Genomic DNA, 24,553 nt, shown 5'->3' with positions numbered 1-24,553 from the left:
CCTTTTCCTCCCTGGCTTGCATGTTAAGCGGGCTTTTGCAGGAAGGCCACCCCTAATCGGTGTGTCAGGGGTTGAAGCGCTCCGCGGCGTAGGGTCCGATCGGAATGACGGGTGTTTCGCCAAGCATTGTTTCAGCCAAAATCCGCCCTGTAATCGGCCCCAGCGTCAGGCCATGATGGGCGTGACCGAAGGCAAACCATAGGCTCTTATGGCGCGGCGCTTTGCCGATGACCGGCATCATATCCGGCGTGCAGGGACGCGCACCCATCCAGGGTTCGGCGTCCAGCCTGCCACCCAGCGGAAAGATGGTCCGGGCCACGCGCTCCGCCCGATAAAGCTGGACAGGCGATTTCGGTGCATCGCGATCGGCAAATTCCGCACCCGTTGTCAGGCGGATGCCCTTCTTCATCGGTGCCAGGAAATAACCGCGCTCGGCATCGATCAGCCAGTTGTTGAGCTTCGTTCCATCCTGGGGGGCGTAGTGCATGTGGTAACCGCGCTTCACTCCCATCAGGAAGCGATAGCCGAGCCGTGTCGTCACGGTATCGGACCACGGACCCAAGGCAACCACGACGCTCTCAGCTTCAATCAGGCCATTCTCCGTCTGGATTTTCCAGCCGGCCGGCGTCTGAGAGAGAGCCGCCGCGTCGCCCTTGACGAAGGTACCGCCCAGACTTTCGAACAGGCGCAGATAGGCCATGGTGAGACCATGCGGGTCGAGAACCGACCAGGGGTCGTCCCACTTAAGCCCACCGACGAAATCGTGCGACAGATGCGGCTCTGCTTGCGCCAACTCCTGCCGGGTCAGCTTGGTATGAGAAATGCCGTGATCGCGCGCGAGGCGCTCGGCAAAGGCAAAATCGTCGTCCCGCTTGGCCTCCGTTCGGTAAGCCTCCATCCAGCCATTCTTGACGATAAGATCGCTGGCCTTGGCCTCGTCGATCAGGATCGAATGCTCGGTAATCGAATGTTCGATCAGCGGCGCGTAGGAACGGGAAATCGCGGCATGCCGTGCCGGTTGCGAGTGATACCAGTAGCGCGCCAGAAACGGCGCGATCTTTGGCATTGCGGCCATGTGATAATGGGCGTCGATGCGGTTGTTGAGCGAGTAGCGCGCGAGCAGTCCCAGATCCTGCGGGAAGCCATAGGGCACGACGCCCTCACGCTGAATGAGACCGGCATTGCCGAAGGATGTTTCCTCGCCAGGTCCGCGGCGATCGAGAAGCACGACGGATTTTCCGCGTCTTGCCAGTTGAACCGCCACCGAGACCCCAATGATCCCGGCACCCAATACGATCACATCCGCTGCCATTCTCTTCTTCCTCTGCCGTCATCAGACGTTTGAGAAAGATGGCGCTCCCCATCATCGAACGCAACAGCAAAACCGCCTCGCCACCATTTGCTTGGAGGTCTTTACTCGCTCACGGCTGCGGTCTTGACCGCTTCGATGTTGAAGGCAGCGGCCATCAGCGCACGGGTGTAATCTTCTTTCGGCGCCTCGAAGATAGACTTGGCGGGGCCGCTTTCGACGATCTTTCCGTGGCGCATGACGATCACCTCGTTGGCGAGCGCCTTCACCACCTTGAGGTCGTGGCTGATGAAGAGATAGGCGAGATCATGTTTGGACTGGAGATCGCGCAAGAGATCGACCACCTGCGCCTGCACGCTCATGTCCAGCGCCGATGTCGGCTCATCCAGCATGACAAAGCGCGGTTTCAGCACCATGGCGCGGGCAATGGCGATACGCTGCCGCTGGCCGCCGGAAAATTCATGCGGGTAGCGCCAGCGCGTTGCAGGATCGAGCCCCACTTCTTCCAGCGCGGTCGCGACGCGCCGGTCGCGCTCCTCATAGGATAGCGAAGTTTCATGCACCTTCAGACCTTCGGCAATGATATCTCCGACAGACATGCGGGGGCTGAGAGAACCGTAGGGATCCTGGAACACCACCTGAAGGCGGTTTCTCAGCGGCTTCATCATGGCGTAGGAATAGGCGTCGATGGATTGACCGATAAAGCTGATCCGGCCCTTCGAGGAAATCAGCCGCGAGAGCGCAAGCCCGAGCGTCGTCTTGCCGGAGCCGGATTCGCCCACCACGCCGACCGTCTGGCCCTCACGAAGGGTGATATCGATGCCATCCACCGCCTTGACGTGGTCCACGACCTTGCGCATCAGGCCGGCCTTGATCGGGAACCAGACCTTGATGTCGGCACCCTGCATGACCACCCGCTTCTTATCGTCGGCAGGTGGTGGCTCACCTTTCGGTTCAGCGGCCAGAAGATGGCGGGTATAGGCGTGCTGGGGGTTGGTGAAGACCTGCTCGACAGTGCCCGTCTCGACGATCTTACCTTTGGTCATGACGCAGACACGATCGGCAAATTTGCGCACGATACCGAGATCGTGGGTGATGAACAGCATCGACATGTGATGCTGATTCTTCAGCCCGGCCAGCAGCTCGAGAATTTGCGCCTGCACCGTCACGTCAAGCGCCGTCGTCGGCTCGTCGGCGATCAGGAGTTTGGGCCGGTTTGCGAGCGCCATAGCGATCATCACACGCTGACGCTGCCCGCCGGAAAGCTCGTGCGGAAACGCCTTCAGCCGCTTTTCCGGATCGCGAATGCCCACCTGATTGAGCAGTCCCAGGATGCGGGTACGTGCAGGCGCACCGGTGAGAGCCTGGTGCAGCTCCAGAATTTCGCCGATCTGCCGCTCGATGCTGTGAAGCGGATTGAGCGAGGTCATCGGCTCCTGGAAGATCATGGTGATATCATTGCCGCGCACCGATCGCAGATCGCGCATCGGCAGCGTCAGCAAATCCTTGCCCTCGAACAGGATTTGGCCCGATGGATGGCTTGCGGCGGGATAGGGCAAAAGCTTCAGGATGGAGTTGGCCGTCACCGACTTGCCAGAACCGGATTCGCCAACCAGCGCCAGCACTTCGCCGGGCATGATGTCGAAGGAAACCCGGTCGACAGCGAGACTTTCCTTGCCGCCCTGATGGAAGGCAACGGAGAGGTCTCGGACGGAGAGGAGGGGTGCGGTCATTGTGCCTGCATTTGTTGGAGACATGGCCATCACCGGAACGTCTTGCGCGGATCGAAAGCATCGCGCACCGCTTCTCCGGTAAAGATCAGCAGCGAGAGCATGATCGACATGGTGAAGAAGGCTGTCAGCCCCAGCCACGGCGCCTGGAGATTGTTTTTGCCTTGGGCAATCAGTTCACCCAGTGATGGCGAGCCGGGTGGCATGCCGAAGCCGAGGAAGTCGAGCGATGTCAGCGTCGTGATCGAGCCGGAGAGGATGAAAGGCAGGAAGGTGAGCGTTGCGACCATGGCGTTCGGCAGCAGGTGCCGGAGCATGATGGTGGCGTTGCCGACACCAAGTGCGCGTGCGGCATTCACATATTCGAAATTGCGCGCCCTCAGGAATTCGGCACGGACAACCCCGACGAAGCCGACCCAAGAGAACAACAACATGATGCCGAGCAGCACGAAGAAGCCGGGCGGCAGGATGGCTGCGATGATCAGCAGGATATAGAGCACCGGCATGGACGACCAGATCTCGATGAAGCGCTGCATCAGGAGATCGGTCCAGCCGCCGAAATAACCCTGGACCGCACCGGCCGTCACACCGACGATGGCCGAGCAGATGGTGAGCGCCAGGCCGAAAAGGACCGAGATGCGGAAGCCGTAGATGATACGCGCCGTGACGTCGCGCGCCTGGTTATCGGTACCGAGCCAATTGAGATTGCCAAGCGTGCAGCCGGGATCAGCCGCCCCTTGCGGATAGCCGGAGCAACGCTCCTCCTTGGTCATCAACCAGAAGGGCGGCGTGGGTGCGGAATGGGGAATATTGGAATTTACCGTCTGATAGGAATAGCGAATCGGCGGCCAGATCATCCAACCATTGGCGTTGATCTCATCCTGAATATAGGAGGACTTATAATCGGTCTGAGCCAGGAAGCCGCCGAACTTTTCTTCCGGGTAATCCACCAGAACAGGAACCAGCAACTCGCCCTTGTAGGACGCCAGGATCGGCTTATCATTGGCGATGAACTCGGCGCAAAGGCTGAGGCCGAAAAGCGCGAGGAATATCCAGAAGGACCAGTAGCCGCGGCGGTTCGCCTTGAAGTTCTGCCAACGGCGAATGCTCGTCGGCGAGAAAAAAGGACGTTTCTGCGGTGGCATCGTGTCCGTAACAGGCGTGGAGACAGTCATCACACGTCCCTCCGCTCAAAGTCGATGCGCGGATCGATCCAGGTGTAGATCAGGTCGGAAACCAGACCGACGACGAGACCCATGAGCGAGAAGATGAAGAGAGTACCGAACACGATCGGATAATCACGATTAACGACGGACAGATAGCCAAGCCGGCCGAGGCCATCCAGCGAGAAGATGTTCTCAATCAACAGCGAACCGGTGAAAAAGGCGGAGATGAAGGCACCGGGAAAACCGGCAATGACGATCAGCATGGCGTTGCGGAAGACGTGGCCGTAGAGAACTTTCCGCTCGGAAAGACCCTTGGCGCGCGCGGTGACCACATATTGCTTCTTGATCTCATCGATGAAGGAGTTCTTGGTGAGCAGCGTCGTGGTGGCAAAGGCCGACAGGACGAGCGCTGTCAGCGGCAATGTCAGATGCCAGAAATAGTCGATGATCTTCTGCCACCATGTCAGGTCGGCAAAATTGTCCGAGGTGAGACCACGCAACGGGAACCAGTCGAAGAAGGAACCGCCAGCGAACAGCACGATCAGCAGAATGCCAAAGAGGAAGCTCGGCACGGCATAACCGATAATGACAATGCCGGACGTCCAGACGTCGAATTTCGAGCCGTCCTCTACCGCCTTCTTGATGCCGAGCGGAATGGATATGGCGTAGGAAATGATCAGAATCCAGAAGCCGAGCGAAATCGACACAGGCATTTTGTCGATGATGAGATCGATGACAGAAGAATTTCTGAAGAAGCTGTCGCCGAAGTCGAAGCGGATGTAGTTCCACATCATCTCCAGAAAGCGCGTCAGCGGCGGCTTGTCGAAACCGAACTGCTTTTCGAGCTTGGCGATCAACTCCGGATCGAGGCCCTGAGCGCCGCGATATTTCGATCCGCTTTCATCCACACCACCGCCGCCCATGAGGTCGCCGCCGCCGGACAGGCGGTCGGCAGCGCTGTCACCTGAACCGGACAGCTGGGCGATGACCTGTTCGACCGGGCCGCCGGGTGCAAACTGAATGACGAGAAAGGAAATGCCCATGATGCCGATAATCGTCGGGATCATGAGCGCCAGACGCCGGAGAATATAGGCTCCCATTAGAGGTCACGCTCCAGGCAAGCGCGCTCGGCTGTCATCCTTACTGTCAAACCGTTTCCTTTCCCGGCGAGCGGCAGCTTTTGCCCGCCTAATGATTCGTCTTTAGACATGTGAATCAAGGCTTGGCCTATAAAGCAAGACCAAGCTCATTTTGCCGCACTGGCCGACCACCAGGCCTCGGGGAAGCCGATGCCGTAATAGGGCAGTTCCGTTGGGCGAACGATGGTGTTCCAGTAGGCAACCGTCATCTCGCCACGGTAGAATTGCGGGATGACGTAATTTCCGGCCAGCAGAACCCGATCCAGCGCCTTAACGGCAGCAACCTGGTCCTCACGGGTGGGAGCGAAGATGATCTTGCGGACGATCTTGTCGATCGCAGGATTGCTGATCCCGGCAAAGTTCTTCGAGCCTTGGCGGTTTGCGGCTGCAGAACCCCAGTAATCGGCCTGTTCATTGCCAGGATTGGAGGTCTGAGCCCAGAGATTGACGATCATGTCATAATCGAAGGCGCGTGTGCGATTGGTATATTGCGATGAATCGACGTTTCGAACCGTCGCGTTGATGCCGATTTTCTTGAGGTTTTGTGTGTAGGCCAGAACGACGCGCTCCATGGCGGGCGAATCGACAAGAATTTCGAAATCGAATGGTTGGCCCGTTTTCGCGTTGACCATTCGGTTGCCCCGCAACTCGTAGCCTGCCTCCTTCATAAGCTTGACAGCTTCACGCAGATTGTCGCGCTGCTTGGCCGGATCCCCGCCAACGGGATTGCGATACTCGGTGGTAAAGACCTCCGGCGGCACCTCATCTTTCACTTCGGTCAGAATTTCCAACTCTTTGCCCTGAGGCAAACCGGATGAGGCAAGGTCGCTGCCCATGAAGAAGCTGTTGATCCGCTGATACTGGCCGAAAAACAGTGTCTTGTTCATATCCTCAAAGTCATAGGCCAGGTTCAGCGCTTTGCGGACTCTCGGATCCTTGAACTTGTCGCGGCGTGCGTTCGGCACGAAAGCCTGCATAATACCGACGGAGCGGTAGATGTTGGGAAGTTCCTCGCGCTTGATCCGTCCGTCCTTGACGGCTGGAAAGTCATAGCCGGTTGCCCAGCGACCGGCGGAGTTTTCCTGCCAGAAATCGGTGTTGCCTGCTTTAAAGGCCTGAAACTCCACATCGCGATCGGTGTAGAAGGTGTAGCTGATCGTCTTGAAGTTGTTCATTCCGACATTGACGTTGAGGTTTTTGCCCCAATAATCGTCGCGCAACTCATAAGTAATCGTGGAGCCCGGAGCCACCGAGGCAATCTTATAGGGGCCGGACCCCATAACTGGCTCCAACGTTCCGCGCGAAATGTCGCGTGGCTTTCCATCCGGACCGTTGGCCTCCCACCAGTGTTTGGGAACAACAAGCAACTGTCCGACGATCTGCGGGAGTTCGCGGTTGTTTTTCTCGTCGAAGGTAAAGGTCACCTCCCGATCGCCGGTCTTTTCGGCTTTGGTGACGTGCGTGTAGTAGGTTGCGAGCTGCGGATTGAGCTCTTTAGCTTTGTCAAAGCTGAAAACCACATCTTCCGGAGTCACAGGTTTTCCGTCCGCGAATTTGGCTTCGGCGCGCAATCTAAACGTCGCGCTGGACATATCAGCTGGATAGGTCAAGCCTTCCGCAAGGAGGCCGTAGGACGCCGAGAGCTCCTCTTCGGATGACCTCATCAGCGTATCGAAGACCGCGCCGAGACCTGTTGCAGCTTCTCCCTTGGCAAGAAGAGGATTGAGGGTGTCATACGTACCTGCTGTCGACAGTCGCAAAGTGCCGCCCTTCGGTGCGTTCGGATTGACATAATCAAAGCGCTCGAAGCCCTTCGGGTGCTTCAACTCCCCGACGGTCGCAATGCCCACACGCCATTGCCCCTCCTCCTGCGCTTTTGCCCCTGTCGAGGATGCCAAAAGCGACACTGCCATGCCTACGAGCAGGAGGGATTTTGCGCTTGCCAAAGCCATGGGCGGATGTTCCTTTTTGATGCTTGGTGCGGCGAAGCATAAGCCAAACAATGTCAAAAAATAGAGGTGCCGGCTCACAAGCGGTTTATCCGCAAACATGCTTTCACCAAATTCGCGATCCAGCGTAATATCGGACCATAGAATCAACCGGATCGCAGGCGGCGACGAATGAGATTAAAGACAATGGCAGCGCGCAGGCTTTCGCTTATCGCTTTTTCGGTCGTCTCGATGATTGGCGCAGATTTCGCGCCAGCCTTTGCGCAAGACCAGCCCGCAAAGCAGGTTTTCGGCCATATCGAGCTTCCCTCCGCCGGGCCCTCAAAGTCTTATGGCTCCTATGCAAAAGGATGCCAGTCCGGCGCGGTCGCCTTGCCAACCGAGGGCGAAGGTTTTCAGGCTATGCGCCTCTCACGCAACCGGCGCTGGGGTCAACCGCAGCTCGTTTCCTTCATCGAACGTTTCGCGCAGGATTCGCAGAAAATCGGCTGGCCAGGCCTCCTGATTGGCGACATCTCCCAACCCCGCGGCGGTCCCATGCTGACCGGTCACGCCTCGCATCAGATCGGGCTGGATGTCGATATCTGGTGGCGCAAGATGCCCGACCACATCATGAGCGCGCAGGAGCGTGAGGATACGCCCTTCATCTCGATGCTCGACAAGAGCAAGTTTCTGACCGTTGACGACCGCAAATGGTCTCCACTCAATGCACGGCTGGTGATGATGGCAGCGAGCTATCCGCAGGTGGAGCGCATCTTCGTCAACCCGGCCATCAAGCAGAAGCTTTGCCAAAGCTGGACCGGCGACCGCACTTTCATGGGCAAAATCCGTCCGATCTACGGCCATGACGAGCATTTCCACGTCCGCCTCTCCTGCCCCGCCGGTGCAACAGACTGCAAGCCGCAGGCGGCGGTGGGTCCGGGTGATGGCTGCGACAAGTCGCTTGCCTGGTGGTTTACCAAGGAACCATGGGCGGCACCGAAGAAGGATCCAAACGCCAAACCGCCGAAACCGCCAAGACCGATGATGGTGTCGGACTTGCCAAAGGCCTGCGCCGCCATTGCGGTCGCACCTTCCGCAGGAAGGTCGCAGACTGCGGTACAAAGTGCTTACACCACCCCTGCGGCTCCAGCGACCACCACGCCCATTGCCCCCTCGCCTGGCGGGCCGGTTCCGCCGGCAGATGTTCCGCGTCCCTCTGCGCGCCCTTCGATGAATTGATCCCAAGAGGCCCGCTTTTCAAACTTGGCAGAGTTGATATAGAAGGCTTCAAATCGATTTAAAAAACGCGTGGGACGGATGATGGACAGCAAACGCTGCGTTGCGCTGATTGCGCATGATCAGAAGAAGGACGACATGGCGGAGTTTGCCCGCGAGCATCAGGATGCGCTGTCGACTTTCCGTATTGTCGCCACGGGAACGACGGGTGGTCGTGTGCAGGATGCCTGTCCCAAGCTCGACGTGATTCGTCTGAAAAGCGGGCCTCTCGGCGGCGATCAGCAGATCGGCGCGATGATTGCGACCGGCGATGTCGACATGCTGATCTTCTTTGTCGATCCGCTGACCTCCATGCCGCATGATGTGGACGTGAAAGCCTTGACACGGCTTGCCACGGTCTACGACATACCGATGGCGCTCAACCGCGCGACGGCCGAGCGACTGATCGACTTTCACATCAACAGATAGGCGCTCAGCGAGCGCGGCGTATCCTATTTTCAAAATCAGGCGGCTTCAGGAGCAGTGATGCCCAATCAGAACGATCATCTTTCCTTTCCGATCCTCATTGGAGATATCGGCGGCACCAATGCCCGTTTCTGCATCCTGCCGGACGCCACATCTGAAGCCGTTCATCTGACCACCGTCAAAACCGCCGACTATCCCTCGATTGATGATGCCATCAAGATTGCGGTTTTGAGCAACACGGCGATCAAACCGGTCTCGGCGCTCCTTGCCGTGGCCGGACCGATCGAGTCCGACGAGATCCCGCTGACCAATTGCCACTGGATCGTCAAACCGAAGGAGATGCTGAGCAATCTCGACTTGGGCGATGTCGTGGTCGTCAATGACTTCGAAGCGCAGGCTCTGGCGATTGCCGCACTTGACGACGACAATCGCGAGCGCATTGGACCAAACCGCCCGGATATGATCGCGTCGCGCGTGGTGCTGGGCCCTGGCACAGGACTCGGCGTGGGTGGTCTGGTTCATGCGCGAAACATGTGGTTTCCAGTGCCTGGTGAAGGTGGGCACGTCGATCTTGGGCCACGGACGGAACGGGATCATCAGATTTTCCCTCACCTCGAAGCGATTGAGGGCCGCATTTCTGGCGAGCAGATTCTCTGCGGCAGAGGCCTCGTCAATCTCTACCGCGCCATCTGTGCGGCGGATGACATCGCGCCGAGCTTCTCCGATCCGGCGGATGTCACCGCACGTGGTCTTGGCGGATCGAATGCGCAGGCTGAGGAAACCCTCTCGCTGTTCAGCACCTATCTCGGGCGCGTCGCCGGAGACATGGCGCTCGTCTTCATGGCGCGTGGCGGGGTCTATCTTGCCGGCGGCATTTCGCAAAAGATCATTCCGGCGCTGAAGCGTCCAGAATTTCGTGCCGGCTTTGAGGACAAGGCGCCGCACAGCGCGCTGATGCGCTCCATTCCAACCTATGTCGTGACCCACCCGCAGGCAGCACTTGCCGGTCTGTCCAGCTTTGCCAGAACACCGGAGAATTTCGGCGTGACGCTCGAAGGGCGCCGCTGGCAGAGGTGAGCTTCCAAGTTGAGGCTGGTCAAAGCCTGCCCTAATGGATATAGACGCCGCTTGAAAAGGCGGCGCTGCCGCCGGAACATCAAAAGGTGGATGAGCGATTGAAAACCGCCAAGTCACGGGGTCCTGTGGACACCGATACAATTGCTGCAGTTCTGAAGCGTGTCTTTGCCGAGAATGCGCGCGACCATATCAAAGGCTATGTATTGGTCGTTTTCTGCCTGCTCATCGTCGCAGGATCAACGGCGTTCACCGCCTGGATTATGGACTCCATTATCAACGAAGCCTTCGTCAACCGACGCGCTGATCTCGCATTTATGATCTGCGGTGCAATATTTATGGCTTTCTTCCTTCGGGGACTTGCGAGCTACTTCCAATCTGTTGCGCTTTCGAAAATTGGCAATAACATCGTTGCCCGTTATCAGAAGCGTCTTTACTCGCATCTCATGACACTCTCGGTCGGGTATCTGAGCGAATCCCGTTCCGCGCATCTCGCAGCCCAGGTCAGCCAGAATATCGGCGGCATCCGCGACGTCATGAACTTGACCGTCACCTCCGTGGCCCGAGATCTCTTGACCTTCATTGCCTTGATCGGCGTGATGATTGTCAAGGACCCGTTCCTCTCGATCATCATCGTCTTCATCGTGCCGCCGCTGGTTCTCGGCCTTCGATACATCTCCAAAAGACTTCGGGAAACGACCAGAGAAGCCATCATCCTTGGAAGTCGTGTTCTCGGGTCCATGCAGGAAACGCTTCAAGGCATCGCGATCGTCAAGGCTTTCACCATGGAAAAGCCACTTGAGGAGCGGGTCTTCGCGACGATCGATGCTTCCGAACGGCGTTCCAATCGTATCGCGCGGTTGTCCGAGCGAACTGCACCTCTGACTGAAACCATCGCCGGAATTGCCGTCTCAAGCGTGCTCGCTTATGCCGCTTACCGCGCGATCTATGACAACGTTCCCCCGGGCGCCTTCTTTGCTTTCGTGACGGCCCTCCTGCTCGCTTACGATCCAGCGCGCCGTCTTGCCCGTCTTCAGGTCTCGCTGGAACGTGCCGTGGTGAATGCGCGCATGATCTATGAGATCCTCGATATGGAGCCGGTTCAGCGCGAAAAGCCGAATGCGGTGCCGCTCAAGATCGAAAACGCGACCGTGGAACTTCGCAATGTCGTTTTCTCCTACAAGGATTCCGGTCCTATCCTCAAAGGCGTGAGCTTTGTCGCCGAGGGCGGAAAAACGACCGCCCTTGTCGGCCCCTCTGGCGCCGGGAAATCCACGATCATCAACCTCGTGCCGCGGTTTTACGATCCGACGGGCGGCGAGATTTTGATCGATGGGCAAAACATTGCAGACGTGACGACGCATTCGGTGCGTCTCAATCTCGCCTATGTCTCGCAGCAGCCCTATCTCTTCGAGGGCACGATCCGCGACAACATCCGCTACGGCCGTCCAGAAGCGACAGACGCCGAAATCGAGGAAGCGGCGAAGCTTGCTTTCGCCCATGACTTCATTCTGGCGCAGCCGCTGGGTTACGACACACAGGTTGGTGAGAACGGCATGACCCTGTCTGGCGGCCAACGTCAGCGCCTGTCCATCGCACGCGCTCTGGTCCGCAATGCACCCATCCTGCTCCTTGATGAAGCGACGTCTGCACTCGATACCGAGTCAGAGTCCGTTGTGCAAAAGGCGCTCAATACCGCCATGTCCGGACGCACGGTTATCGTCATTGCCCACCGTCTCTCGACCGTCGTCAAGGCAGACAAGATTGTGGTGATGAATGAGGGCCAGGTTGTCGAAGAAGGAACGCATGATACGCTTGCGCGGCAGGAGGACGGTCTTTACGCTCGCCTCAACAATCTTCAGGCGACAGGCGTTCGCGGACTTTGAGAGCATAGGGTGACGGCATGAGCGGCAACGGCATGAAACTGGTGGTGGTTGGCGCTGCAGGCCGAATGGGACAGACCCTCATCCGTCTCATTCATGAAACGCCCGGCGTTCAACTCCATGCCGCGATCGAGCGCGAGGGCTCGCCCTTCGTTGGACGAGATGCGGGAGAGATTGCGGGTCTCGGCCCAATTGGTGTTCCGGTCACCAGCGATGCGCTCACCGCCTTCGTCAATGCCGAAGGTGTGGTCGATTTCACCTCACCGGCGGCGAGTGTGATCTTCTCCGGTCTTGCCGCACAGGCGCGTATCGTCCACATTATCGGCACCACCGGCTGCTCGGTCGAGGACGAGGAAAAGTTCAAGGCGGCTGCGCGTCATGCGCGCGTCGTAAAGTCCGGCAATATGAGCCTTGGCGTCAATCTGCTTTCCGTTCTAACGCGCCAAGCGGCAAAAGCGCTCGGGCCGCAGCAGTGGGACATTGAGGTGCTGGAAATGCATCACAAGCACAAGGTGGACGCACCATCCGGTACGGCGCTTCTGCTTGGCAAAGCGGCAGCACAGGGACGCAACATCGATCTTGCCGAAAACTCCGTCAGGGTGCGCGACGGGCATACCGGTGCACGCCAGGCGGGCACCATTGGCTTCGCAACGCTGCGCGGCGGTTCGGTGGTGGGCGATCACTCCGTGATCTTTGCTGGTGAGGGAGAACAACTGACCTTCTCGCACCATGCGGCGGATCGGAGCATTTTCGGGCGTGGCGCCATCGCCGCCGCACTTTGGGCTTTCGACAAGAAGCCCGGCTTCTATTCCATGCTGGACGTTCTCGGTCTGGCAGACAATTCATAATCAACCTGGAGAGTATTTATGAGCGGAACCCTCGTCCTCGTTCGTCACGGTCAAAGCGACTGGAACCTCAAGAACCTCTTCACCGGATGGCGCGACCCCGATCTGACGGAACTCGGCGTGCAGGAAGCCAACGCCGGCGGCAAGGCGCTTGCCGATTACGGTATCAAATTTGATGTGGCTTACACGTCTTCGCTGATCCGGGCGCAAAAAACCTGCCAGATCGTGCTCGACAATGTCGGCCAGTCTGGCCTGGAAACCATCCGCGATGAGGCGCTTAACGAGCGTGACTATGGCGATCTCTCCGGCCTCAACAAGGATGACGCCCGCGAGAAATGGGGCGAAGAGCAGGTGCATATCTGGCGCCGCTCCTACGACATCCCGCCGCCCGGCGGCGAAAGCCTGCGGGACACCGGTGCACGCGTCTGGCCTTACTATCTGACGGAAATCCTGCCGCGGGTTCTGCGTGGAGAGAAGGTTCTGGTTGCCGCCCATGGCAATTCGCTGCGTTCGCTGGTGATGGTGCTCGACAAGCTGAGCAAGGAAGAAATCCTGAAGCTCAATCTCGCGACCGGCGTGCCCATGGTCTACAAGCTGAATGCCGACTCCACCGTCGCGTCCAAGGACGTGCTGGGCGACATGTCTGCTGCGCATTGACACGTGTAAGGGCGGCCTTCCCACCTTTTGATCGAGGGCCGTCCGCTACACGCTGCTGAAGCATGGCAAGCCGTCAGGTTGCAATACCGTTTTCGCGAGCTTTTCTCGCGTGTCACTGCCAATCCCCGAATGTCGGCCGGGCATCCTTTCACTCTGTTCCCTTCCAGATTGCGTCATGAAACTCAGCATAGAACATGCGGAAGACTTCGTTTCTTCCATCTTCGAGAAGAACGGCGTTCTGGCGTCAAGCGCGCGCTCCGTTGCTCGTGCACTGGTTGCCGCGGAGGCTTGTGGCCAGGGCGGCCACGGATTTCGGCGGATACCGGTCTATGTGGCTCAGCTTCATTCCGGCAAAGTGAATGGCAAAGCCGTGCCCACAGCCACAAAGGAGCGCCCGGCGGTGGTCTCGATCGACGCAGGACACGGCTATGCCTATCCGGCTATCGATCTTGCGATCCAGGAGCTAGAGCCGCTTGCACGTGAACAGGGCATCGCGCTTGCCGCGATCGGTCGGTCACATCATGCTGGTGTCATGGCTTTAACGGTCGAGCGTTTGGCAGAACAGGGCCTCGTTGCCTTGATGGTTGCCAATGCCCCCGCATCCATGGCGCCTTGGGGCGGCATCAAGCCGCTTTATGGCACGAACCCGATCGCCTTTGCCGCGCCGATGAAAGACGCCGACCCTCTGGTGATCGATCTGGCGCTTTCCAAGGTCGCGCGGGGGAAGATCATGGCCGCCCGCCAAAAAGGCGTCACTATTCCAGGTGATTGGGCTCTCGACGCTCAGGGCCGCCCGACCACCGATCCACATGAAGCGATCAACGGCACCATGGTGCCGGCCGGTGAGGCTAAGGGCGCGGCATTGGCGCTCATGGTCGAGATCATGGCGGCGGGCCTCACCGGAGGCAATTTCGGCTTCCAGGCCTCTTCTCTTCTGGACGATACGGGAACGGCGCCCTCTCTCGGGCACACGATTATTGCGATCGATCCGACCATTGCCGGCAATGATGCTCTGGCGGACAGGGTTTCGCAGATGGCCGCCGAAATCGAGTCTCAGGGCAATGCAAGGCTTCCAGGCCGCCGCAGCCAGGGCATTCGCAAGCAATCTCTGGACAATGGAATTACGATCGAAGACGACATCTTGCGTCAGATCGAAGCGCTTTAAGAACTGGCAAAAGGTGCGCGGCCTGTCAGGTCGAAGTTTCCTTGAACAACACATTCTGGTCTAGAAGATAACGGGAGAACAGCGGCAGGCTGGCGCCACCAATAGCGCGTGCCTGACTTCCGACCGCACCCTCCCTGATATCGGGTACGCCCACACCTTGAAGATCGTGCAGCATCAAAGCGTCGCGCGTTGCTTCAACGATGCGCGAGCGCACCCAGCCTGGGAAGCCGCCATCGATGATGACGGTGGAGAAATCAATGATCGACGCAGCGGCAATGACAGCCTGGGCAAGTGCGGCACCGGTATTGCGGATCCATACTTCCAGAGATTCGCCGAAATCGATCCATTCATCGGGAGAAAACCACAGCGGCTTGGGGTCGATGCCTCTTTCACGCAGCATGTCTTCAAGCACGAAGATCGAGGCGATCTTCAGCAACTGCACCGTCTTGCCATCCCGACCCTGAACCGGCAGCGGACCGATCGCGCCTGCCGCGCCAGTCCTTCCTGAGAACAGGGCCGAATTCAGGACGACGCCGCCACCGATGAACGAGCCAATGAAGACGTAGAGAAAATCCGGATAGGCCTGGCCGTTGCCAAACACCAGCTCGGCGCCGCACGCGCTCGTCGCATCGTTCTGAAGAAAGACGGGATGGTCGACAGCATCGGCAATCTCCTGGCGAAGATCGACCTGTTTCCAACTGTCCATTTTGCCCTCGGGCGCACCAACCTCTTTCGCCCAACTCCAGAGTTCAAACGGCGCGGCGATCCCAATACCTGCGATCTTCTCGCGTTCTGACGGATTGAGCCTGCCCTCCAACTCGGCAATGCCTTCGGTGACGAAGGGCAAAATCCATTCCGGCATTGGGTATGGATACGTATTGCGCAATTGCATCCTGATTCGACCGACGAAATCCATCAGCACCAGATCGACGCTGCGGCGGCCGATCTTCACGCCGAAGGAGTAGACCGAATCTGGATTGAGCCGCATCGGCGTGGAGGGTTGCCCGACGCGCCCTCGAAGCACCTCGCCCCTGATCAGCAAGCCATCCTTTTCCAACGAACGCATGATGACGGAGACGGTCTGGGCTGATAACCCGCTACGCCTGGCGATCTCAGCCTTCGACAGGGCATTGTGACGACGCACAAGCGAAAGAACCAACCGCTCATTATAGGCGCGAACGCGAACCTGGTTGGCACCGCCGCTCAAATCGGTCACCGTCGCAGGTGGCGTCTGCGACATCTCCACGGAACGCGACATCTTGTTTTCCTCCCGGCCGTTAATGGCAAGCGCCCCACGGCTTCATTCATCATGTCGGCTGCGACAAGTGTCCCGGTCTCCTCCCGTCCACTTTCGCAATCAAGGCTGAGAGAATGACAGATCGAATTAATAATTCAATTGGATTTATTTATTGACAGGCTGTTAATTTGATGGTTCCATCGCTTCCAGTGGCGCCTGATCTAGGAGGAGAAGGGCCGCAGACCAGTCATCCAAATGGCTGCTTGTTTCCACTGGGAGGATCATATGAAGACAACTGTTTCCGCCTTTTTGGGCGCGCTCGCGCTTGGCGTTTCTTTCGCTTCGGTTGCATCGGCCGCCGATACTTCGGCATGCCTTATCACCAAGACCGACACCAACCCCTTCTTCGTCAAGATGAAAGAAGGCGCGACCGCCAAGGCAAAGGAACTGGGCGTGACGCTCAAGTCTTACGCCGGTAAGGTCGATGGTGACTCCGAAAGCCAGGTTGCAGCCATCGAGTCCTGCATTGCCGATGGCGCCAAGGGCATTCTGATCACCGCTTCCGACACCAAGGGCATCGTTCCGACGATCAAGAAGGCGCGGGATGCAGGCCTTCTCGTCATCGCTCTCGACACCCCGCTTGACCCAATCAACTCTGCCGATGCAACATTTGCAACCGACAACCTCCTGGCCGGCAAGCTGATCGGTGAGTGGGCCAAGGGCACGATGGGCGACGGCGCCAAGGATGCCAAGGTTGGCTTCCTCGACCTGACGCCTGACCAGCCGAGCGTCGACGTTCTGCGCGACCAGGGCTTCATGATCGGCTTCGGTATCGATCCGAAAGACCCGAACAAGATCGGCGACGAAACCGATCCGCGCATCGTCGGCCACGACGTGACGAACGGCAATGAAGAAGGCGGACGCAAGGCCATGGAAAACCTTCTGCAGAAGGACCCAGGCATCAACGTCATTCACACCATCAACGAACCGGCTGCTGTCGGCGCGTATCAGGCCCTCAAGGCCGTTGGCATGGAAAAGAACGTACTGATCGTTTCCGTGGACGGCGGTTGCCCAGGCGTGAAGTCGGTCGAGGAAGGCGTCATTGGCGCGACCTCGCAGCAGTACCCGCTGATGATGGCAGCACTCGGCGTCGAGGCCATCAAGAAGTTTGCCGACACGGGTGAAAAGCCGAAGCCGACGGAAGGCAAGTCCTTCTTCGATACTGGCGTTTCGCTGGTCACCGACAAGCCGGTCAAGGGTGTCCCTTCGATCAGCGTCAAGGAAGGCCTGGCGAAGTGCTGGGGCTGATGCCCTCAATCACCATCTGAAGATCATGGCCGGGATCAGTCCCGGCCAACTTCACTCAAAACCATTCGCTTTCGTAATACCCGGCTGACATTTCGGCGCCGCGCATAGATGTTTGGCGAGCGGGAGGAGGAAACATGAGCGGAATTCAAGAATTCGAACGCGTGCTGGACGGGAGCGACAAGAAAGTCGCCTCCTTCGATCAGCAGAGCGTTTCCGCGCTCAAACGCGCGCAGCATTTTCTACACTCGACACCGGCAGCCGTGCCACTCATCGTCCTGATCCTGTCGGTTGCGATCTTCGGCATGACGATCGGCGGACGGTTCTTTTCATCCTACACACTGACCCTGATCCTGCAGCAGATCGCCGTTGTCGGTATTCTGGGCTCGGCACAGACATTGATCATCCTAACGGCCGGTATCGATCTTTCGATCGGCGTGGTGATGGTCATTTCATCCGTCGTCATGGGCAATGTGGCGGTCACCTATGGACTGCCAACCCCTATCGCCATTCTCGCGGGCTTCGTTGTCGGCGGACTTTGCGGCTTCTTCAACGGTTTCCTGGTGGCGGTGGTCAAACTCCCCCCCTTCATCGTGACGCTTGGTTCGTGGAACATCGTCATGGCGACGAATTTCATCTACTCGGCCAATGAAACGATCCGCGATGCCGACGTGCAGCAGACCGCACCGCTTCTGCAGCTCTTCGCCACCAACTTCCGTATCGGTTCTGCCATTTTTACACTTGGCGTCATCGCGATGGTCGCGCTCGTCGCCGTGCTCTGGTACGTCCTGAACCAGACCGCCTGGGGACGCCACGTCTATGCCGTGGGCGACGATCCGGAAGCGGCAAAGCTCTCCGGTATCCAGACCCGCAAGGTTCTGCTGAGCGTCTACACCATTGCTGGCGTCATAGCAGCCTTCGCGGCCTGGGTCGCAATCGGCCGTAACGGTTCGATCTCACCCTCTGCCGCTGTAACCGACTACAACCTGCAGGCCATTACAGCGACCGTTATCGGCGGCATCTCGCTCTTCGGCGGACGTGGCTCTATTCTCGGAACGCTCTTCGGCGCCATGCTGGTCGGCGTGGTCTCCATGGGCCTCAACATGCTCGGTGCAGACCCGCAGTGGAAGGTTATGTTGACCGGCTGGCTGATCATCGCCGCCGTGGCAGTGGATCAATGGATCAGAAAGGCAGCCGTCTGATGGCCCAGGATATGAACAGACAACCCATTCTTTCAGGTCATAGTCTCGTCAAGCGTTATGGCCGTGTGACAGCACTCGACAATGCCGACTTCGATCTCTACCCGGGCGAAATCCTGGCGGTGATCGGCGATAATGGTGCGGGCAAATCCTCGCTCATCAAGGCACTGTCGGGCGCGATCCGCCCGGATGAAGGCGAGATCCGGCTGGAAGGCAAACCGGTCCAGTTCAAAACACCGCTGGAAGCCCGCGATGCCGGCATCGAGACCGTGTACCAGAACCTTGCGCTGTCCCCTGCACTGTCGATCACCGACAACATGTTTCTGGGACGGGAACTCCGCAAGCCTGGTATTCTCGGCTCGGTGTTTCGCAAGCTCGATCATGCGGCGATGGACAAGTTCGCCCGCGAGAAGCTTTCCGAACTTGGTTTGATGACCATTCAGAACATCAACCAGGCGGTCGAGACGCTGTCCGGTGGCCAGCGGCAGGGCGTTGCGGTTGCCAGAGCGGCAGCCTTCGGTTCAAAGGTCGTCATTCTCGACGAACCGACAGCGGCACTTGGCGTCAAGGAGAGCCGTCGCGTTCTGGAACTCATCCAGGACGTACGCTCGCGCGGCATGCCAATCGTGCTCATTTCGCACAACATGCCGCATGTTTTCGAAGTGGCGGATCGCATTCACATCCATCGTCTCGGCAAACGTCTCTGCGTCATCAATCCGAAAGACTATACGATGTCGGACGCGGTGGCCTTCATGACGGGCGCGAAAGAACCGCCACGCCAGGATATCGCCGCATGACACTGACGCTTGCGGCGTTGACGGACGATGTCCTTGCCCGTGCAGAGAACTCCAACTCTCGTCGCTGCATAATTGCGATAGCCGGTCCTCCAGGGGCCGGCAAATCCACACTCGCCGATGCCCTGAGAGACAGCCTGATTGCCCGTGGCGAGGCCGCCGAAGTCCTGCCGATGGACGGCTTTCATATGGACAACGGGATTTTGGAAAGCCGCGGCCTGATCGCCCGCAAAGGGGCACCGGAAACATTCGATGTCCGTGGCTTTATCGATATCGTCAAAGCCGTACGCCAGGGTAACGAAGAGGTACTCGTTCCTGTCTTCGACCGCTCCCGGGAAATCGCGATCGCATCCGCAAGAGCCGTTTCAGCAGATACACGCTTCATTCTTGCAGAGGGCAATTATCTGCTGCTGGATGAAGCACCCTGGGACCGGCTGAAAGACAGCTTCGACCTCACCATTTTCGTCGGCCCATCCTATCCGGTTCTCGAGCAGCGGCTTCGCGATCGCTGGATCGGCTATGGGCTGGACGAGCAAGCCATCCACGCCAAGCTTTACGAGAACGATCTGCCCAACGGCAAGCGCGTCGTCGAAAATTCACGACCGGCCGATATTCGTCTCGACACCTGGACCTGACGCCTCGTCACCTGTGTGCCCGGACAAGCGATCAACCTTTGTCAGCGCGGATCAATCAACCTCAATTCGGATTGACGACTTTGCTTGCCAGTCTGAACGGGCTGGACACCGTGGCGCCGACAGCGTCAAGAACGAATGCGCCCGCGCGCGTCAGATCGTTGCCACCGCCGCGACGCTTTTCATCGAGCTTCGGCAACAATACAGCAAGTGCGGCGTAGCGATCGTGGTTGAAGCCATCGGATGAATCGAGCTCCGAAATATCGACAAACTGAACGCCTTCGCGTTTCGCAGCCTTGCTGATTTCGGGATCTGTAACGTCCAGTGCGCCGACTCTGCTTCGTTCGCCCGCAAGTAGGGAAGCAGCCATCAGGGCGCGATCATCCTTTGACACCAGCACGGTAAGCGGCGGATTGAGACGACCGACCACCTCGATCTGCTTTCGAAATACGTCGGTGTCGATGTCCGGTGCCGCGAGAATGACCTGGAGCTTGGCGATGACGTCGTTGCGGCCCTTCAGCCTGAGCTCTCTCAAGGCCTCCATGACCAGCCAAGCCCCCATGCTGTGACCGAAAACGATGACGTTCTTGCGGGGTGATTTTTGTGCGAGATCGATCAGGAGGTCCGCCAGCGCATCGCGAGAAAAGGTTGCCGCTTCCTTGTCGGCCAGATATCCCGTGACATCGGCCATGGACGGCCAGGAAAAGACCACCGGCACTCCATTGATATCGGCGTCCGCCGCCATTTGCGCGGCACGGAACAAAGCCTCCTGATAGCTGTAATTGTAGCCGTGGACAAACAGGCCAACATCCTTTCCGGATGAAAGAATGCCGGCGAGATCGTGCTTGAATGCGTCTTTTGAGAGCATGTCTCGATCGGTCACGACGAAGTCTTTCTTGGCGTCCGGCTTACCCGACGGCCACTCGATCTTGCCTTTCTTGTGATCCGGCGGGATGGAGATATCGAAGCGTGCATAGTTGGGCTGATCGGCACGCCCTGCACCGAATGCCAGTGTCTTGCCCGCTTCCTTCTCGCGCGTACTGACGACGTAGGCGGCTATGCTCTTGCCCGCCGTCGCCCGCGTATTGACGGCCTGCAGCACGTCGGCTCCCGGCCGTCCGGCGCAGGAACCGAGGAGGACGAGGGTGAGCAAAAGGGAAGTGACTCTGAGCATGCAATACCCGCTAAATTAGACAAGCACCGATAGCGGCAAAATCTGCGGCTGGCAATCGAATGAACGCAGACGTAAACGTAAGATTATCAGGCAAGGAAGACGCTGTCCATGACGCGGCTGTCAGCCTCGGTTTCAGAGAAAGTTCGTTTCGATTTGGGGCGGGATGTTGTAGGTCGTAAGCCATGACGATTCTGGATATGGCATGACGGCCAAAGTTTTCCTCTCACGGCTGAAGCTTACCGATTTCCGCAATTATGCGGAAGTGTCGTTGCGGCTGGATGAGCGCCATGTCGTGCTGACCGGCGATAATGGTTCCGGCAAGACGAACCTGCTGGAAGCCATCTCCTTCCTGTCGCCTGGGCGGGGTCTGCGCCGTGCCGTTCTTTCGGATGTTACCCGCGTAGGTGCAGAGGAAACAGGGTTCTCGATCTTCGCCGACCTCTCGGGCATGGATGGTGAGGTTGCGATCGGAACAGGCATAGATGGTGACGGCGATACGCCATCACGGCGCCTGCGGCTTAACGGTACGTCCGTCAAGTCCGTCGACGAATTGACCGATCACTTGCGGGTTCTTTGGCTGACACCGTCCATGGACGGGCTTTTCACGGGGTCGTCGTCTGATCGCCGCCGTTTCCTCGATCGCCTTGTTCTTTCCCTCGACCCATCGCATGGACGGCGTGCCAACGATTTCGAAAAAGCGATGCGCCAGCGCAACCGCCTGCTTTCCGATGGTCGCCTCGATCCCGTCTGGCTCGACGGTATCGAGAAGCAGATGGCAGAGCTTGGTATTGCCATGGCTGTTGCGCGCCATGAGATGCTGGGTTTGCTGCGCGCACTGATCGAAAGCCGTTCCGGCGATACCAGCTTCCCAAAGGCCACGCTTACGCTGTCCGGCTTCCTTGACGATCAGTATCATCGACCGGCAGTCGATCTTGAGGATGAGTATTTCGCCACGCTCCGGGAAAGCCGTTATCGCGATGCGGGTGCCGGACGCACACTCGAAGGACCCCATCGCGCCGATCTTTTCGTCCGGCATGCGGAAAAGGATATGGACGCGGCACGCTGCTCCACCGGTGAGCAGAAGGCGCTCCTCGTCGGCCTCGTCCTTGCCCATGCGCAACTGACCGCCAATATGACGGGTTACGCGCCGATCCTGCTTCTGGACGAGATCGCCGCCCATCTGGATGAAGGCAGACGTGCCGCACTTTTCGACCTCATCCATGCGCTTGGCGGCCAGAGTTTCATGACCGGGACGGATGCATCGATGTTTGCAGCATTGCAGGATCGCGCGCAGTTTTTCACCGTGTCGCATGGCAGCGTGTCATGATAGGGCTTCTGCCCATTGAGGTAGCGGAGACAGGATCATGGATGCTCTTAGCCCCGAGGAAATAGAACGCTACAAACGGCACATTCTCTTGCCCGAAATCGGCGGCATGGGCCAACAGCGGCTGAAGGCGGCCAAGGTGCTGGTGATCGGTGCCGGGGGTCTTGGTGCTCCCGTCCTCTATTATCTCGCTGCTGCCGGGGTCGGGACGCTCGGCATTATCGATGACGACATCGTCTCGCTATCGAACCTGCAAAGGCAGGTCATTCACGACACCGGCACGATCGGCGAGCAGAAGACGCAAAGCGCGCGTCGCAGCATCTCCCGGCTCAACCCGCATGTGCGCACGCTGCACTTCGAGGAGCGCTTCTCCACTGTCTGGGCGCATGATCATTTGAGTGCCTTCGATCTGGTGATCGATGGATCGGACAATTTCGATACGCGCTATGCGGCGGCAGATGCTGCGGAGGCGGCAAGGGTGCCGCTGGTCACAGGTGCTGTGGCCCGTTTCGATGGCTCGGTGACGGTTCTGAAGCCCTATGAGGAAGGTCCGGACGGCATGTTGCTGCCACGCTACCGTGATCTGTTTCCAGCCCCGCCCCCGGAAGGCCTGATCCCGTCCTGCGCCGAGACCGGCATTATCGGCGCGCTGACAGGTGTTATCGGCACGACGATGGCGATGGAGGCGATCAAGGTCATCACCGGCACCGGAGAACCGTTGGTCGGGCGGCTGATGCTTTACGACGCGCTTGCCGCCCGCTTCGAGACCATTCGCTATAAGAGGCGCCAGACAGCATGATCACGATTGTTCAGATCGACGAAACCTTCGACCGCATCGAGGAGCTGTTGGCGCTGATCATGTCGTCCTTCGCCTATATGGATGGCGTCATCGACCCGCCTTCTTCGGCCCACCGTCTGACGCCAGACAATCTGCGTCAAAAGATCCGGGACGAGATTGCCTTTGTCGCGTTCGATGGCGGCGATATGCTCGGGTGTATTTTCTGTAAGCCCGAAGCCGCTTCGCTTTATGTCGGCAAGCTTGCCGTATCACCTGTGGCGCAAGGCCGCGGTATCGGAAAAGCGTTGCTGAAGATAGCCGAAGAGACGGCGCACAGGCTGTCGCTCCCAAGCCTGCGACTGGAGACCAGGATTGAACTCGTCAACAATCACCGGCAGTTTTCGTCCTGGGGCTTCGTCAAGACGGCTGAGAATTCGCACGCCGGATATAAGCGGGTCACCTCTATCGAAATGTCGAAGCGTCTGCCCGGTTAAGCCCTGCCCGGCAACACCCGGTTCGGCGGTCTGTGGCCGTCGTAAAAGGCGCGAATGTTGATGATCACCTTGTCACCCATGTCGATGCGGCCTTCGATCGTGGCTGAACTCATATGCGGCAGAAGCACCACCCTGCCCTCTTTGGCGAGTTTGATGAGCTTTGGATTTACGGCTGGCTCGTTCTCGAACACATCGAGACCCGCACCGGCGATCTTGCCCTGGCGCAGACACTCGATCATCGCTGCCTCATCGATAATGTCGCCGCGCGCCGTATTGACGATGTAGCTCGTCGGCTGCATCAGCGCAAGACGCCGGGCCGAGATCAGGTGATAGGTGGCCGGCGTCGATGGGCAGTTGACAGAGACGATATCGACGCGTGCCAGCATCTGGTCGAGGCTGTCCCAATAGGTCGCCTCGAGTTCCGCCTCCGTGGCCGGACTGACGCGCTTGCGATTATGGTAATGGATCGACAGCCCAAAGGCCTTGGCGCGGCGGGCAACGGCAGTCCCGATGCGGCCCATGCCGACGATGCCGATGCGCTTGCCCGAGAGACGCCGGCCAAGCATCCAGGTGGGAGACCAGCCACGCCAGTCTTCGGAGCCATTGGCAAGAACGCGCGTGCCCTCGACAAGGCGGCGGGGAACGGCGAGCACGAGCGCCATCGTCATGTCGGCGCTGTCTTCAGTCAAAACATTCGGCGTGTTGGTCACGGTTATCCCCTTGCGCGCCGCCGCATCCACATCGATATGGTCGATGCCGTTGGAAAAACCTGCGATCAATTTCAGTTGAGGACCGGCCTGCTCGATCATCGACGCGGTGATGCGATCGGTCACCGTCGGCACCAGAACGTCGACGCGCTGCATGGCGGCCAGAAGCTCTGCCTCCGTGCGGGGTGCGTCTTCGATATTCAATTCAGCCTCGAACAGTTCGCGCATGCGGGTCTCGACCAGATCCGGCAGTTTTCGGGTCAAATAGACGGTCGGTCTCTTCTTGTTCGTCATTGTCTGCAGGCACCT

General features: G+C 58.6%; 22 protein-coding genes. 14 read left to right on the top strand and 8 right to left on the bottom strand.

Annotation, left to right across the window (positions count from 1 at the left end):
- Positions 1-64: 64 nt before the first annotated feature.
- The 5 genes from ACTJKV_RS00805 to ACTJKV_RS00785 form a co-directional block, all read right to left on the bottom strand.
- Positions 65-1,312: an NAD(P)/FAD-dependent oxidoreductase gene (locus ACTJKV_RS00805; RefSeq protein WP_274101006.1), complete on the bottom strand. Its 1,248-nt coding sequence runs from the start codon at positions 1,310-1,312 to the stop codon at positions 65-67.
- Positions 1,313-1,413: 101 nt separating this feature from the next.
- Positions 1,414-3,042, bottom strand: coding sequence for an ABC transporter ATP-binding protein (locus ACTJKV_RS00800; RefSeq protein WP_274101087.1), 1,629 nt, complete (start codon positions 3,040-3,042; stop codon positions 1,414-1,416).
- Positions 3,043-3,071: 29 nt separating this feature from the next.
- The gene (locus ACTJKV_RS00795) at positions 3,072-4,184 is read right to left on the bottom strand and encodes an ABC transporter permease (protein WP_246666410.1); all 1,113 of its coding nucleotides are present in this window, start codon (positions 4,182-4,184) and stop codon (positions 3,072-3,074) included.
- Positions 4,185-4,213: 29 nt separating this feature from the next.
- Positions 4,214-5,305: a microcin C ABC transporter permease YejB gene (locus ACTJKV_RS00790; RefSeq protein WP_130977141.1), complete on the bottom strand. Its 1,092-nt coding sequence runs from the start codon at positions 5,303-5,305 to the stop codon at positions 4,214-4,216.
- 146 nt (positions 5,306-5,451) lie between these two features.
- The gene (locus ACTJKV_RS00785) at positions 5,452-7,296 is read right to left on the bottom strand and encodes an extracellular solute-binding protein (protein WP_274101007.1); all 1,845 of its coding nucleotides are present in this window, start codon (positions 7,294-7,296) and stop codon (positions 5,452-5,454) included.
- A gap of 168 nt (positions 7,297-7,464) precedes the next feature.
- Between ACTJKV_RS00785 and mepA the strand changes: the two genes are divergently transcribed.
- The 7 genes from mepA to ACTJKV_RS00750 all read left to right on the top strand — a co-directional run bounded on the left by mepA (position 7,465) and on the right by ACTJKV_RS00750 (position 14,600).
- A complete protein-coding gene (mepA, locus tag ACTJKV_RS00780; RefSeq protein WP_440598383.1) occupies positions 7,465-8,514 on the top strand; it encodes a penicillin-insensitive murein endopeptidase in 1,050 nt (349 codons plus the stop codon).
- Positions 8,515-8,595: 81 nt separating this feature from the next.
- Positions 8,596-8,979, top strand: a complete 384-nt coding sequence (locus tag ACTJKV_RS00775; RefSeq protein WP_062443089.1) for a methylglyoxal synthase — start codon at positions 8,596-8,598, stop codon at positions 8,977-8,979.
- Positions 8,980-9,036: 57 nt separating this feature from the next.
- Positions 9,037-10,053: a glucokinase gene (locus tag ACTJKV_RS00770; RefSeq protein WP_274101008.1), complete on the top strand. Its 1,017-nt coding sequence runs from the start codon at positions 9,037-9,039 to the stop codon at positions 10,051-10,053.
- A 98-nt stretch (positions 10,054-10,151) separates the two neighbouring features.
- Positions 10,152-11,936 carry an ABC transporter ATP-binding protein gene (locus tag ACTJKV_RS00765; RefSeq protein WP_274101009.1) on the top strand — a complete coding sequence of 595 codons (1,785 nt, stop codon included), beginning with the start codon at positions 10,152-10,154 and terminating at the stop codon, positions 11,934-11,936.
- Between the two features lie 17 nt (positions 11,937-11,953).
- Positions 11,954-12,781: a 4-hydroxy-tetrahydrodipicolinate reductase gene (dapB, locus tag ACTJKV_RS00760; protein WP_274101010.1), complete on the top strand. Its 828-nt coding sequence runs from the start codon at positions 11,954-11,956 to the stop codon at positions 12,779-12,781.
- A gap of 18 nt (positions 12,782-12,799) precedes the next feature.
- The gene (locus ACTJKV_RS00755; protein WP_062427161.1) at positions 12,800-13,435 is read left to right on the top strand and encodes a 2,3-bisphosphoglycerate-dependent phosphoglycerate mutase; all 636 of its coding nucleotides are present in this window, start codon (positions 12,800-12,802) and stop codon (positions 13,433-13,435) included.
- A 175-nt stretch (positions 13,436-13,610) separates the two neighbouring features.
- On the top strand, positions 13,611-14,600 hold the full coding sequence (locus ACTJKV_RS00750) for an Ldh family oxidoreductase (protein WP_274101011.1): 990 nt from the start codon (positions 13,611-13,613) through the stop codon (positions 14,598-14,600).
- Between the two features lie 25 nt (positions 14,601-14,625).
- Here ACTJKV_RS00750 and ACTJKV_RS00745 read toward each other — a convergent pair whose 3' ends face one another.
- Entirely contained in the window at positions 14,626-15,858 is a 1,233-nt protein-coding gene (locus ACTJKV_RS00745) for an ROK family transcriptional regulator (RefSeq protein WP_440598382.1), read from the bottom strand.
- A gap of 264 nt (positions 15,859-16,122) precedes the next feature.
- On the opposite strand from ACTJKV_RS00745, the gene ACTJKV_RS00740 reads away from it, so the two are divergent.
- The 4 genes from ACTJKV_RS00740 (at position 16,123) to ACTJKV_RS00725 (ending at position 19,770) form a co-directional block, all read left to right on the top strand.
- Positions 16,123-17,145 (top strand): sugar ABC transporter substrate-binding protein, encoded by a 1,023-nt coding sequence (locus ACTJKV_RS00740; protein ID WP_062427164.1) that lies wholly within the window; start codon positions 16,123-16,125, stop codon positions 17,143-17,145.
- A gap of 134 nt (positions 17,146-17,279) precedes the next feature.
- A complete protein-coding gene (locus ACTJKV_RS00735; RefSeq protein ID WP_062427165.1) occupies positions 17,280-18,344 on the top strand; it encodes an ABC transporter permease in 1,065 nt (354 codons plus the stop codon).
- An 11-nt stretch (positions 18,345-18,355) separates the two neighbouring features.
- On the top strand, positions 18,356-19,138 hold the full coding sequence (locus tag ACTJKV_RS00730; protein ID WP_062599625.1) for an ATP-binding cassette domain-containing protein: 783 nt from the start codon (positions 18,356-18,358) through the stop codon (positions 19,136-19,138).
- Positions 19,135-19,770, top strand: coding sequence for a nucleoside triphosphate hydrolase (locus ACTJKV_RS00725; RefSeq protein ID WP_274101013.1), 636 nt, complete (start codon positions 19,135-19,137; stop codon positions 19,768-19,770). The genes ACTJKV_RS00730 and ACTJKV_RS00725 overlap by 4 nt, the downstream gene beginning before the upstream one ends.
- A gap of 61 nt (positions 19,771-19,831) precedes the next feature.
- Here ACTJKV_RS00725 and ACTJKV_RS00720 read toward each other — a convergent pair whose 3' ends face one another.
- Positions 19,832-20,941 (bottom strand): alpha/beta hydrolase, encoded by a 1,110-nt coding sequence (locus tag ACTJKV_RS00720; protein ID WP_144621833.1) that lies wholly within the window; start codon positions 20,939-20,941, stop codon positions 19,832-19,834.
- A gap of 202 nt (positions 20,942-21,143) precedes the next feature.
- Between ACTJKV_RS00720 and recF the strand changes: the two genes are divergently transcribed.
- Genes recF through ACTJKV_RS00705 form a run of 3 tightly spaced genes read left to right on the top strand, consistent with a single transcriptional unit; the run spans position 21,144 to position 23,537 of the window.
- On the top strand, positions 21,144-22,268 hold the full coding sequence (recF, locus tag ACTJKV_RS00715; protein ID WP_144621835.1) for a DNA replication/repair protein RecF: 1,125 nt from the start codon (positions 21,144-21,146) through the stop codon (positions 22,266-22,268).
- A gap of 37 nt (positions 22,269-22,305) precedes the next feature.
- Positions 22,306-23,064, top strand: coding sequence for a molybdopterin-synthase adenylyltransferase MoeB (locus ACTJKV_RS00710; RefSeq protein ID WP_274101014.1), 759 nt, complete (start codon positions 22,306-22,308; stop codon positions 23,062-23,064).
- Entirely contained in the window at positions 23,061-23,537 is a 477-nt protein-coding gene (locus ACTJKV_RS00705; protein ID WP_274101015.1) for a GNAT family N-acetyltransferase, read from the top strand. Before ACTJKV_RS00710 ends, ACTJKV_RS00705 begins: the two co-directional genes overlap by 4 nt.
- Here ACTJKV_RS00705 and ACTJKV_RS00700 read toward each other — a convergent pair.
- Positions 23,534-24,538: a 2-hydroxyacid dehydrogenase gene (locus ACTJKV_RS00700; protein ID WP_062427171.1), complete on the bottom strand. Its 1,005-nt coding sequence runs from the start codon at positions 24,536-24,538 to the stop codon at positions 23,534-23,536. The two genes, ACTJKV_RS00705 and ACTJKV_RS00700, sit on opposite strands and share 4 nt — an antisense overlap.
- Positions 24,539-24,553: the final 15 nt, after the last annotated feature.

Origin of the sequence: Agrobacterium sp. 22117, from assembly GCF_052045735.1 — a bacterium.
In the GTDB taxonomy this organism is placed as follows: domain Bacteria; phylum Pseudomonadota; class Alphaproteobacteria; order Rhizobiales; family Rhizobiaceae; genus Agrobacterium; species Agrobacterium cavarae.
Note: the sequence above shows the minus strand (reverse complement) of the source record. Positions and strands in the feature narration are given on the sequence as shown.